The sequence below is a fragment of the Methanolobus mangrovi genome, assembly GCF_031312535.1.
Taxonomy (GTDB): Archaea; Halobacteriota; Methanosarcinia; order Methanosarcinales; family Methanosarcinaceae; genus Methanolobus; species Methanolobus mangrovi.
In genome coordinates this window covers 1,008,632-1,020,631 of the sequence record NZ_CP133594.1, presented here as the reverse complement: position 1 = coordinate 1,020,631, position 12,000 = coordinate 1,008,632, and the positions used below count along the sequence as shown (strand labels likewise).

12 protein-coding genes are annotated in these 12,000 nt (G+C 38.4%); 9 read left to right on the top strand and 3 right to left on the bottom strand.

Going from position 1 to position 12,000, the window contains the following annotated elements:
* Positions 1-7: 7 nt before the first annotated feature.
* Positions 8-814 carry a hypothetical protein gene (locus RE476_RS04925; protein WP_309309292.1) on the bottom strand — a complete coding sequence of 269 codons (807 nt, stop codon included), beginning with the start codon at positions 812-814 and terminating at the stop codon, positions 8-10.
* A 161-nt stretch (positions 815-975) separates the two neighbouring features.
* On the opposite strand from RE476_RS04925, the gene RE476_RS04920 reads away from it, so the two are divergent.
* Both RE476_RS04920 and RE476_RS04915 read left to right on the top strand, forming a co-directional pair.
* Complete coding sequence (locus tag RE476_RS04920; RefSeq protein ID WP_309309291.1) at positions 976-1,749, top strand: archaellin/type IV pilin N-terminal domain-containing protein; 774 nt, start codon at positions 976-978, stop codon at positions 1,747-1,749.
* Between the two features lie 48 nt (positions 1,750-1,797).
* Positions 1,798-2,577 (top strand): archaellin/type IV pilin N-terminal domain-containing protein, encoded by a 780-nt coding sequence (locus RE476_RS04915; RefSeq protein ID WP_309309290.1) that lies wholly within the window; start codon positions 1,798-1,800, stop codon positions 2,575-2,577.
* A 652-nt stretch (positions 2,578-3,229) separates the two neighbouring features.
* On the opposite strand, the gene RE476_RS04910 is transcribed toward RE476_RS04915, so the two are convergent.
* Complete coding sequence (locus RE476_RS04910; protein ID WP_309309289.1) at positions 3,230-3,592, bottom strand: hypothetical protein; 363 nt, start codon at positions 3,590-3,592, stop codon at positions 3,230-3,232.
* A complete protein-coding gene (locus RE476_RS04905; RefSeq protein ID WP_309309288.1) occupies positions 3,585-4,391 on the bottom strand; it encodes a hypothetical protein in 807 nt (268 codons plus the stop codon). The genes RE476_RS04910 and RE476_RS04905 overlap by 8 nt, the downstream gene beginning before the upstream one ends.
* Positions 4,392-4,558: 167 nt before the next feature.
* On the opposite strand from RE476_RS04905, the gene RE476_RS04900 reads away from it, so the two are divergent.
* From RE476_RS04900 to RE476_RS04870, 7 genes are read left to right on the top strand one after another with little or no spacing between them, the layout of a single operon-like run.
* On the top strand, positions 4,559-5,317 hold the full coding sequence (locus RE476_RS04900) for an archaellin/type IV pilin N-terminal domain-containing protein (RefSeq protein WP_309309287.1): 759 nt from the start codon (positions 4,559-4,561) through the stop codon (positions 5,315-5,317).
* A 57-nt stretch (positions 5,318-5,374) separates the two neighbouring features.
* A complete protein-coding gene (locus RE476_RS04895) occupies positions 5,375-6,163 on the top strand; it encodes an archaellin/type IV pilin N-terminal domain-containing protein (RefSeq protein WP_309309286.1) in 789 nt (262 codons plus the stop codon).
* A gap of 33 nt (positions 6,164-6,196) precedes the next feature.
* On the top strand, positions 6,197-6,937 hold the full coding sequence (locus tag RE476_RS04890) for a hypothetical protein (protein WP_309309285.1): 741 nt from the start codon (positions 6,197-6,199) through the stop codon (positions 6,935-6,937).
* Positions 6,938-6,975: 38 nt separating this feature from the next.
* Positions 6,976-7,926, top strand: a complete 951-nt coding sequence (locus RE476_RS04885) for a hypothetical protein (RefSeq protein ID WP_309309284.1) — start codon at positions 6,976-6,978, stop codon at positions 7,924-7,926.
* 18 nt (positions 7,927-7,944) lie between these two features.
* Positions 7,945-9,894, top strand: a complete 1,950-nt coding sequence (locus tag RE476_RS04880) for a histone deacetylase family protein (protein ID WP_309309283.1) — start codon at positions 7,945-7,947, stop codon at positions 9,892-9,894.
* Complete coding sequence (locus tag RE476_RS04875; protein ID WP_309309282.1) at positions 9,894-10,955, top strand: histone deacetylase family protein; 1,062 nt, start codon at positions 9,894-9,896, stop codon at positions 10,953-10,955. Before RE476_RS04880 ends, RE476_RS04875 begins: the two co-directional genes overlap by 1 nt.
* Before the next feature lie 28 nt (positions 10,956-10,983).
* Positions 10,984-11,862, top strand: a complete 879-nt coding sequence (locus RE476_RS04870) for a GNAT family protein (RefSeq protein WP_309309281.1) — start codon at positions 10,984-10,986, stop codon at positions 11,860-11,862.
* The last annotated feature ends 138 nt before the right edge of the window (positions 11,863-12,000 follow it).

Genomic DNA, 12,000 nt, shown 5'->3' with positions numbered 1-12,000 from the left:
GTCTGTATTAAGGATTCCCACTTTTATCTCTTAAAAAGAACTCTATATTGGAATCTATGTGTTCCAAATGTTGGGTACTATTGATCTGTTCCTGTATGCCTAATTTTTCCTGAACCGTAATTGGTGGGAAGTATGCAAGGTATGCAAGCACAGTACCTATTAAGACAAATAGCCTTGCAAACATCTGCATTACGTCTACAATTGCTATCATGTCTGTAAGTATAAAGTCAAAAACAAATGATATAGCTACAAGTGGAAGTGCAGTTCTGTATCGTATTCTTTTTGGCATTCTTTGAAGCAGTATGAGTAACAACAATCCAAGTATCATGGAGGTTGGTATGACAAAAAGGCCCATAAGATACAGGCTTATGGCGACATCACTATTAACTATGAATAAGGACCCCCACTCTGTAACCGTGGGTCCTATGATGCCATTATTATACAGAAATGCAAGATAAGCTGCTCCTGTTAAAGTGAAGATCAGTGCAATATATTCTCCTACTTTAGTACTGCCTGTTATCACGTATATGATGAAGAATACGAGTGGAACAGAAATAAAAGCGAAAGGGATTGCTGTTATGAAATATAGGATGGCATCCATCTCTTGACTGCCTGCATAAGCCATGAACATCCTTAGTGACGTTGGCAGATATGTCAGTCCTACAATTGTCCAGAAAACTATAAGTGAAAAAAGAGCAGGTTTGCTATTCTCTTTATAACTCTCCTTATTCCGGGAAAGTACCCATGCAAATGCAAGGGATGAGAGCGTGATTGCAAAACAGATTGTACCGTTTAATAATAATCCTGAATTCATCTCTGTCTTTACTTGTATTTGATTTATTTTATTTATATATTTTCATTGTGCAAGAGTTACTCGTTTGTTGTTTGACATTTCCAACCAAATAATATATATATTATTCATTACTATATTAGTGATATATCCAAAAATATTGGGATATAAGAGGAGGATCGTACATGAAAGCAAACAAATCATTAAATATGAAACAAAATACCAAAGCTCAGGTGGGTATTGGTACTCTTATTATCTTCATAGCAATGGTACTCGTCGCTGCAGTTGCTGCAGCAGTACTTATTCAGACATCCGGTATATTGCAACAAAAAGCGCAGTCAACCGGTAAGCAGTCAACTCAGGAAGTATCGTCCAATCTGATGGTTAAAAATATTGAGGGAGTACGTGCAACAGATGGTGGTTCTAATGTTTCTTCTACTATTGATATGCTCAAACTTCAAGTAGGACTTAATGTTGGTAGTTCTCCTGTCGATGTGAATCAGGTAGTTGTATCAATAACTGATGGTTCAATAGCACATAATCTGGTATATGCAGGTAATGATAAAACATATTCCACAGGTTCAATGGCCTCTTTTGATGATGTTGCTGATGATAACTTGAAGCGATTGCTTACAGTTGCTGGCAACCCTACGAAATTTTATACTGTAGATAGGATACGCGATGAAGATCAGTCTTTCTCACAGGCTAATCCTGTAATGAATACTGGTGACCTCATCATAGTATACATCTCAGCTACGTCTGCAGGTGCAGTTTCTAGTTCCTATGATTATATGGGTTCTCTCGATGCAGGGGCAGCTTTGGTGTCTTCATCACTTGACCTTGTTCCAAGGACTACTGTGAACATAGTTCTGACTCCTGAATCTGGTGCAGCTACTATTGCAGAGTTCGTAACACCTTCCTCATATGGTGTCAAGGAAACCGTACAACTCTATCCATAAGCAGAACATGTACAGCTTGTCTGTACATGTTTTTAAGGAGGGTGTAATATGAAAGCAAATAGCAAGATGTGCCTGCAGAAGGATACGCATGCCCAGGTGGGTATTGGTACTCTTATAATCTTTATTGCCATGGTTCTGGTTGCTGCTGTCGCGGCGTCTGTACTTATCCAGACTTCTGGTATACTGCAACAGAAAGCACAGGCTACTGGTAAGCAGTCAACTCAAGAAGTATCGTCCAATCTAATGATCAAAGGCATTGAGGGTGCCCGTGCAACGGACGGCACTAATGTATCGGGAAATATATCTCTACTGAAACTCAATGTAGGCCTGAATGTAGGGAGTTCTCCGGTGGACATGAATCAGGTAGTTATCTCCATTACGGATGGTACCACAACCAATAATCTGGTATATGGTAACAATGCAAAATCATATGATGTAGTAATGAAAGATTTTTCTGCCTCAAACAATGCATCTGTAAACTTGCAGGAGCTACTGATTGATGAGCAGACGCCCCCTGGTACTAATGCAAAATATTTCTTCACCGCAGAAAAAATACGTGATGAGGATGGATCTTTTACTCAGGAAAAACCCATCTTGAACACGGGTGATCTGGTTACTGTCTATATATCCACAGTTGCCTCTGGTGATACCGCATTTACTCAGGTAGGTTCTCTGGCTACTTCAGGGTTAAAAGACAGTGGTCTTGTTATTGGACCAAGGGGTGCAGTGAGTATTGTATTAACTCCTGAAGCCGGTGCTACGACCGTCGCAGAGTTTGTAACTCCATCTTCATACGGTACTCTGGAGAATGTGCAACTTTATCCATAAGGTGATTTTCACCTTATTCTTTCTTTTTTATAAACTTTCCTATTAAAAAATTCTCTATGAGTTATTTTGGTGCCTGAGTCTTGCAGGCCAGCTTTTCAATTTTATAGGATTCTTATTAAATATCAAAAAAGAAGGCGTTTGAATCTTTAGGATTCTGTCTTTGGAAGTTGGATGTGGTATTTGTCCTACAATGTAGTATTTGTCCTACAATGTAGTATTTTCTACATTATATGCCTTTAATCTAAGTTAAAATTAATAAAATGAACATTATATATCTATACAAATATAGAATACCTGAACTCTTTTCTGTTCTTTGTGGGGAATCTGCCAAAATGAAAAATTATCTAGTATAATGCTGATTAGATCAATGATGGTAATTATTTCTATATTTTCATGTTGGTGAAACAGCTTAGTGGTTGTTGTAGTAATATATTTTAAAAAAACTAACTATTTACATCTGATGGGCAATAATCAATTTACTATTTTATTTTAGACTATTATTAAATAAAATGGAATTTGTTCTCTTTCAAAACTCACTATCTATAAGTAGTGTCTGTATTTCCTTATTTGAATACTGATTTAAAAGGTTCCTAAACGCATCCGAATAATGCTATGTAATAAGGTGTATATGAAAAAAGTATAGGATGTGGTTTTAGGGCATTCTTTCTATAATTTCGCCCATCCTCTTATTTTTCTTATAAAATGTTGTCGTGTCCTTTAGGAAATTAGATGCTGTCATGCCTTTGTCAGTGACGGTATATCCTCCTCTTTTCACTTTCACGGCCAGGCCTTCAAGCTGAAAGATGGTTTTCATCTTGCTTCCAATACTCCCTTTGTCTGCAAACATGTCTGTGTACTCACGTATCTCTGAAAATTCTGTAACCTTACCTTCATTCTTTCCGAGGACTTTAAGTATTAGTCTGTATTGTATATCTCCCGGTCCCTGATGAATTCCCAGCGACTGGTAAAATTCAGCAACTTCCTGTTCCAGCTTGACATCGATGTCTTCAGACATTGATATAGGTCTCCTCTACATCGTCTTCATCGTAGTCTTCTTCTTCATCAGTTTCATAGAGTATATACTCATATTTTTTTATCCCTAATTTTTCCTGCAAGGTCATTGGTGGGAAGTAGGCAAGGAAAGCCTGTACTGTGCCTATGAGTACAAATATTCTGGCAGCAAGCTGCATAGTATCATCAAGCGTGATCATGTCAGTAAGCATGAAATCGAACACAAATGAAATAGCTACTAAGGGCAATGCAGTCCTGTAGCGCAGTCTCTTTGGCATGCGTTGTAGGAAGATAAGGAAAAGCAGTCCTATTATCATAGCAGTAGGTATCACAAAAAGTCCTATCAGATATATGTTAATTGCGATATCGCTATTGATGGTAAACAGGGATGTAAGGGGTGTAATGGTTGGGCCAATAACTCCGCTGGAATAAAATAATGTCAGATAGGTTGCACCAAACAAAACAAAAAGTAACGAGGTGTAACCGCTGATCCTCTGGTCACCTACGATGATATACAGGATGAAAAAGACCAATGGTACTGCAACGAAAGAGAATGGTAATGCAGCTATATAATACATAGTTAAGTCCAGTTGCTGATTGCCCATGTATGCTGCTATCATCCTTATTGTTGTAGGCAGGTAGGTCAGGCCAACAAGTGCCCATAATGTTATGAGTGACCAGAGTGCAGGTCTGCTTTTGTTGTTATGCTGCGAATCACTTTGGGAAAGTACCCATGCAAATGCGAATGAAGATATGGTTATTGCAAAACAAATCGTTGCATTTAACAGTAATCCGGTGCTCATATCTTAACCTCATATTTAATTCTTATTTGTTATTATATATTAATAGTCTGATAGTACAAAAAGATGATGTTTGATGTTTGACATTTCCAACCAAATAATATATATAATATTCATTTCTATAATATCGGTATATCCAAAAATATCTGGATATAAGAGGAGGATCGTACATGAAAGCAAACAAATCATTAAATATGAAACAAAATACCAAAGCTCAGGTGGGTATTGGTACTCTTATAATCTTCATAGCAATGGTACTCGTTGCCGCAGTTGCTGCAGCAGTACTTATTCAGACATCCGGTATACTGCAACAGAAAGCGCAGTCAACCGGTAAGCAGTCAACCCAGGAAGTATCATCCAACCTGATGGTCAAGAACATCGAAGGCATACGTGCAAAAACTGGTACAAATCTTTCAGAAACCATTGACTTGCTCAAACTACAGGTAGCTCTTAATGTGGGCAGTTCTCCAGTAGACGTGAATCAGGTAGTCATCTCTATCACAGATGGTACAATTGCGCATAATCTGGTATATGCGGGTAATGATAAATCATATGATGCTGTCATGTCTGGGTTTGCGACCACTGCAGATGCTGCAACGAATTTGGATGCATTGCTTACTACTGCTGGTAATCCTGCTCAGTTTTATACTGTAGATAGGATACGTGATGAAGACCAGTCCTTCTCACAGGGTAATCCTGTAATGAACACCGGTGACCTTATAGTTGTATATATTTCAACAACATCGGATGCTGGAGCTGCCTTAACTACTCTTGGAGCAAGTACAACACCTGTAACATCTGACATGACTCTTGTTCCAAGGACAATGGTCAACATTGTGCTGACTCCGGAATCTGGTGCTGCAACAGTTGCTGAATTTGTAACTCCATCTTCATACGGAGTTAAGGAAAACGTACAGTTGTATCCATAAGATAACTTTGTGTGTAGAAGTTCTACACACCATTCTTTTTTCCCGGAGATGTTTTTCATGAAGGCTAATAAAAAGACCGGAATGTTTAAGGATGCTCGGGCTCAGGTGGGTATTGGTACCCTTATTATTTTCATTGCTATGGTGCTCATTGCTACGGTGGCTGCTTCTGTGATTATACAGACATCTGGTATTCTTCAGCAGCAGGCACAATCGACTGGTAAGCAGGCAACTCAGGAAGTTTCCTCTAATCTGGTAGTTAAACATATAGAAGGTATTCGTGCAAAGAATAATGCTACTGACATGGCAGATGCCATCTCTTTATTAAAGATACGGGTCGGCTTGAATGTTGGGAGTTCTCCTGTTGATCTTAACCAGTTGATAGTTTCCGTTACAGATGGCACTAACACCAATGATCTTCTTTATGCAAACAATGACCGGATCTACGATTACAGTATGAGCAATTTTTCGTCTGATGCCACCGCTGCAATTGCTAATCTGGGGGCTTTGCTTAAGGATACGCAGGCAACACCTGGTGACAATGCAAAATATTTCTTCACGGTACAGAAGATCAGGGATGAGGATACATCGTTCTCTCAGAACAGCCCGATTATGAATACCGGGGATATTGCGATTATTTATGTATCTGCAGTCTCGGGCAGTGATCTTTCATTTACTACAATAGGTGAGGTAAATACTGCTGGCGGTCAGAAGGATTCCACCCTTGACATCGAGCCACGTACTACTGTAACTATAGTACTTACGCCCGAATTCGGTGCAACAACAATGGCAACCTTTTTGGCTCCGTCGTCGTATGGTACTAGGGAAACAGTCCAGCTCTATCCATGAGTCGGACTTTTCTTATATTTTATGAGGGATGATATGAGCAAAAGAACTATCATTTTATTGTTTATTTTATTTTTCTGTTGCTTTGCTTTAAAAGCTTCAGCAGATGTTTCGTTTACTAATAACATCGAAATGCATGAGGAATCTATCACATTTGTGATACATGAAACATATACACTTGATGATGCGCTGGGTTTCAGAGAGGATCTGGATGCAGACAATAGTGGAAATGTGAATGCTTCAGAGGTCGAAGTATTCAAGGAAAGCTATCTATCGGATCGCAAAGCACAATTCCTGGAATATGTTCTAATAGATAATGGCTCACTTCCATTGAATATAGATTCTGCTGATCTTCAGTTTGAAGGTGCAGATGGTATGGTTGATATTTCTCAATTGAATGTGACCACAATAGTTCAATATGGGGCAAATTCAACAATTTCCGAAGGAAAGCATAGTGTATGGGTACTAGGTCATCCTCTTATCGACAACATGCGATTCGTTCTCCCTGCTGATATGGAGTTGGTCTCATATGATGGACTCGATAATGCATCACAGTCAGTGCAGGATGGGCGTGTAGTGCTTGAAGGTGTCAGTGGCATACGTTCCTTTATGATAAATGACACGCCTGCATTCGAATATGCAGCATATGTCACTATAGAGGAAAAGTCCATTTATGAACGCAGTTTCTTTCTGCCTCTTTTGATTATAATTGAGATCATACTTGCATCAATAGCATTATATATAATTAGAATGAATAAAATAAAGAAATCTCAATAAAAATGTTCTCTAATCATCTACCTATTTACGGTGCTCACATGAAAAACAGTTCATCCTATATCATTTGTTTTCTTGTTCTTGCAGCTGCTGTATTTAACAGTGGTTGTGTTGCCAACTCCCCCGAAGAATCAGTCGAATCAAAGGTTTTGGATTTTTTGAACGCTGTCAACGAAGACGAAGCTGGTATAGCTTATTCTCTATATACTGGTAAGGATTTTCTTGCGCCTGCAAGCATCACAATGATATTCAATAACAAAGGCATGAAAGCAGGATGTATAATGGAAACTAATATTGTTTCCAGGGAAATAGTCGATAATCTTGCTATAGTAAATGTTGAATGTTCTGTAGCAACCCTTGACCTTTCTGGAAATGCAAAAAGTACTACTATAGTTCCTGTTTATTTCAGATTGCAGAACAGTGAATTAGGCTGGATCATAACAAGGGTTGCTTTTAATGAACCCTTGACATTTGAAAATGCTGAGATTGTGAATATTGAGGTTGAAAAAACATCTGTTGATGTAATTACTGATAACGCCCCTGTCATATCTGTATTTGCGTTTGCTATGCTTGGTGCGGGTCTTTATCTGGATAAAAAAGACAAAGCTAAGAAAAAAGAAAATAGTAGGACAATAGACACTTCGGGTGCAGTTCCTATCCAGAAAGAAGCAATTGCACAATACGTCAGGTTTGTTCCTGCACAACAGATTACAGTTGGTAATGCCACAAGTGTGGATGTATGGGTCAAGAACTTTACTCAGGAGCCTTATCATAACTTTTCAATGAAAGCTAAATTTCCGAATTCGCTTGAAGCACAAAAAGTCAATCTCTTCTTTGACACCATTGCGCCAGGTGAAACGGTAAAAAGGACATGGGTTGTAAAACCTAAACTTGCCGGCTGGGCATCTATTGAAGAACCAACCGTGATATTTGATTATGTGGGCACAAAGTATGTCGGTGTACTCGATCCTGTATGGCTGCAGGTTCAGTGATAGTTGGAGATGGGGCCGTTGTCATCAGATAATAACGAAGCAGGTGAGTCTTCTAAAAAAGTATCTCCGGATATTATGAAAAAATTGAATGATGCATTTTCCTCTTATCTTGATGGGGATCAGAGTGCAAACTCTAATGCTGATCAATTTGAAAAGGATTCACTTCTGGAATTAGTTCAATCCGGGATAATTGAAAAACAAGACTCAAATTCATTTTCTGATTCAAAAGGTGAAGATTCAGGTATTAATGATGCAGAGTTTGTTGAAACGGAAAAAGAGCCTGATTATTTTCCTCAGAATGATGAACCATTAAATCTTGATGTTAATATTATCGTTCCGGACACATTATCTGGAGTTTTTGACGATGTTGTATATCAATCGGTCGAAATTGAGATTGATGAAATTGGGAATACTGTAGAACATGAAGGAGATTTTCGATATTCTGAAATTGTGTCTGATATTCTGAAAAAGACTCCAAAGGCTCCTGTTTTATCGTCTTCAGAATCTGTCGATAAAAAAGATAGTTTATCTGTTGATCTGTCGGCTTTAAAAAAGAATATTCCTTCAAAAGAATCAGAGTCTGGTCATGAGAATGTTAACGCTTCTGATTCTTCTATAGAAGTAGAACCTGTCACTGTAGTAAAAAACGTGCCGATATCTGCCAAAGCAGAATCAAAGGCCGCATTATCTAAATCAAATAGCTCCGGAACATTGACTTCAGCTCAAAAAATCTCTCTGAATGAATCTTTAATGAAGAAAGAAGTTAAGAAGATTGAAAAGCCTCTTAAATTGCAAAAGGTTCCAGATGATCAATTATCTTCTATTAATCCCGGGATTAAAGAAATGAAAGTATTGGGGGTAAAAGAAAGTAGCACTTCTGAGTCTCCTGTAAACATTGCTTTTCTTTACAGCAAGGACCATATACATCATGATGCTGCTTCTCTATCTATTAATACTCATGAAAAACCAGAGCGTCTTATTAAAGCGATGTGGTATCTGGAAAAGAATAAAGTTTTCAGTGACGGTACTTGTACACTAATAGATGAATTTGGAATGGCTGAAGAAACTGATCTATTAAGGGTCCATGATGAATCATATATTTCATTTGTCCGATCTTACGCAAGTGCAGGGGGCGGTTTTTTAGGTGACAGTACTTACATGACACCAAGTTCTTATGAAATTGCCAAGGCGGCAGCAGGCGCTGCGATAACGGCAGGTGATCTGTTGGTGGATAAGAAATTCTCACATGCTTTTGTCATGGCACGTCCGCCTGGTCATCATGCAAGTTCCCAGAAGTATGGGGGATTTTGCCTTTTCAATAATGCAGCTATTCTTGCAAGGCATTTGCAAAGTAACAGGAATATAGGAAAAGTACTGATACTTGACTGGGATGCACATGCCGGTGACGGCACAATGGAAATCTTTTACGACGATCCCACTGTTATGTTCTTATCACTTCATCGGGATCCGCATGGTTTCTACCCTCGTAAAGGTTTCAGTACGCAAATAGGGGAAAATGCAGGCAAAGGGTATACCATGAATGTTGAAATGCCAGAGGGTGCCGGCAATGATGAGTACATGCTGGCATTTGATGAAGTAGTCATTCCAATGGTAAACCGTTTTGCTCCTGATTATATAATAGTCAGTTGTGGTTTTGATGCATACTATAAGGAAAAAAATATAGGCCTTACTCTGGACTCTGAAGGTTATCATCAGATGACATCAAAGATGCGTTCAGTATTCCATGGGCCAATGGTTTTCCTGATGGAAGGTGGGTATCACGATTTTAATGGTCAGTTATGCCATAGTGTGCTTAGTTCCCTTCATGAAAAACCTAATCCGGTTAGTGACTCCCTGCAAATATCAAGTTATAAATTGAATCAGAAAAAACAGATATTTGCAGATACGCAGAAGAAGATAGAGGAATCGAAAAAGCATAATCCAATATTATCTTTGCAGGTGTCCTGATGGTTAATGTTGGACTTACCCTTAATGAAAATCATTCTTTGCATGACTCTTTGCTTAATGGTTATCCCTGTCCTGAAAATCCTTCACGGTTAGAACAGATACAGGAGTACCTGAAGTCTACAGATTTACTTGATGGTGTTCGGTGTCGTATGTATGATTCGAAAGCTGCTTCTGTCAATGATATCTTACGAGTTCATACAAAAGAATATGTTGAGTTTGTGAAGTCGTGTACTAAAGATTCTCGTTTAAGTAGTAAGGATGTATATGTATGCCCTTCTTCATTTGATGTACTTTTGGAGGCTACAGGATGTGTTCTGAATGCAGGCGATCTTGTTGTTACGGGTAAATGTAAACATTCTTTTGCCCTGATACGTCCGCCTGGCCATCATGCAGGTCCTGATACGTCCAGTGGATTTTGTGTTTTTAACAATTCCGGTGTATTGGCCAGGTATCTCCAGGAAGTGCATGGGCTTGAGCGAATTGCAATCATAAATATTGATGCACATGCTTCCGATGGGACGCATGCGGTATTTGAGGCAGATCCCAGTGTTCTCTGCATATCAATTCATCAGGACCAATCAACTCTTTATCCATATAAGGGTTTTATTCGGGATATTGGTGTAAGGCCTGCACTTGGTTATTGTATAAATATGGAAATGCCTCCTGAGGCCAGTAACCCGGAATATAACGTATTATATGATGAAGTGGTGGAAAAGGTACTGGCAAAATTCGATCCGCAGATGGTCATACTTGAATGTGGTTTTGATGCTTATCATAAAGAAGCTCTGACAAAACTGAATCTTACAATTGATGGGTACTACCAAATTATATTTAAATTAGCACTTAAATGGAATATTGTAGCTTTGCTGGAAGGCGGTTATCATAATGATCTTGGTCTGCTCACATCAGTTGTTCTGCGTGCATTGGTCGGGGAAAGTAGCATTAAGGATGATGTAAACCTTGTAGACCTGCTGGCTTCAAGACATGCTAAAACCAGAAAAGATTTTAACAACAATTTATCCCTTCTGAAAATGAGATTGGAACCATACTGGGGTTTATAGGCCCATACTTAAAAAGGTAGTTGATTAAATGTTTGAACTTGCAAGAACTGATGATGGTATATCTTTCTGTAAACTTGAGCATGCTTTTGAGCTTGACAAGTTGAAGATAGGTGAATTCAGTTACTTCAGAAAATATCTTGGTATGGCGGATTATTTCTCCAATTTTAATAGCTGGCTTAAAAGACCTACTGTAGCATTGGTGCTGGCAATATCAGGCAATACTGTTGTTGGATGGGCTATGAATGAAAAATGGAGTTCACCTTCAACTGATGGAAGGCCTGTGTATGTGTTGCGAGGTATTGAGATATCTCCTCAGCTTGCAAGGAGGGGCGTGGGGAAAAATATGTTTTTCCTTATAGCCAATGTACTACTTGGTCACGTTATTACAAAGCCTGTAAATAAGAATGCAAAGTTGTTCTTCGAATCTCTTAATTTTGTAGAACCTTCCTCAAGTTCACCGGTAAATCTTGGTGATTATCCGGGTTATCTGATACTTGATGAAGGTAAAAAGGAATTATTATCCTTTGAGGATATTTCAGTATTTGAAAGTAATATAATGTCCTGTAAAGCTAAGATATTTCCTAAAGAAATATGTCTTGAGACTGCGAAAAATGATGTCAATACGGCAGAAGCAAATGATTGTGCTGTCCTTGAAACTGTTATTGTTGCAGATAGTCAGACTGCTCCGTTAACTCCATCTGAAGATGAAAATGTTGCCGACTCTCAGGATCCTATCGTATTTGATGGTAAATTTGTAGGCGAACAAAAAATGATGTCTCCTTGCAAATGCGGGCATTATCTTGTGTATAAATATCAGGTCACTGGCAAAAGGAAAGGTACTGCTTTTATATGTGCCAGTTGCAATGTTGAACGGTATTTCCTTCCACTTAAGAACTTGTCTAAATAAGACGATTCCTAATTTATTTGTCAGTAACTTTAGTTCATAATCTATTTTGTTTTGATCTAGTTTGTTTTAGTCACTTACTTTATTATTTGTTTTTATAGTATATCTTAAAAAGTTAAGTTCTCATAAAAGCAGAAGTTA

Coding starts and splice junctions, on each gene's coding strand:
- RE476_RS04925 (WP_309309292.1), bottom strand. CDS start 814: ATGAATTCAGGATTATTATTAAACGGTACAATCTGTTTTGCAATCACG.
- RE476_RS04920 (WP_309309291.1), top strand. CDS start 976: ATGAAAGCAAACAAATCATTAAATATGAAACAAAATACCAAAGCTCAG.
- RE476_RS04915 (WP_309309290.1), top strand. CDS start 1,798: ATGAAAGCAAATAGCAAGATGTGCCTGCAGAAGGATACGCATGCCCAG.
- RE476_RS04910 (WP_309309289.1), bottom strand. CDS start 3,592: ATGTCTGAAGACATCGATGTCAAGCTGGAACAGGAAGTTGCTGAATTT.
- RE476_RS04905 (WP_309309288.1), bottom strand. CDS start 4,391: ATGAGCACCGGATTACTGTTAAATGCAACGATTTGTTTTGCAATAACC.
- RE476_RS04900 (WP_309309287.1), top strand. CDS start 4,559: ATGAAAGCAAACAAATCATTAAATATGAAACAAAATACCAAAGCTCAG.
- RE476_RS04895 (WP_309309286.1), top strand. CDS start 5,375: ATGAAGGCTAATAAAAAGACCGGAATGTTTAAGGATGCTCGGGCTCAG.
- RE476_RS04890 (WP_309309285.1), top strand. CDS start 6,197: ATGAGCAAAAGAACTATCATTTTATTGTTTATTTTATTTTTCTGTTGC.
- RE476_RS04885 (WP_309309284.1), top strand. CDS start 6,976: ATGAAAAACAGTTCATCCTATATCATTTGTTTTCTTGTTCTTGCAGCT.
- RE476_RS04875 (WP_309309282.1), top strand. CDS start 9,894: ATGGTTAATGTTGGACTTACCCTTAATGAAAATCATTCTTTGCATGAC.
- RE476_RS04870 (WP_309309281.1), top strand. CDS start 10,984: ATGTTTGAACTTGCAAGAACTGATGATGGTATATCTTTCTGTAAACTT.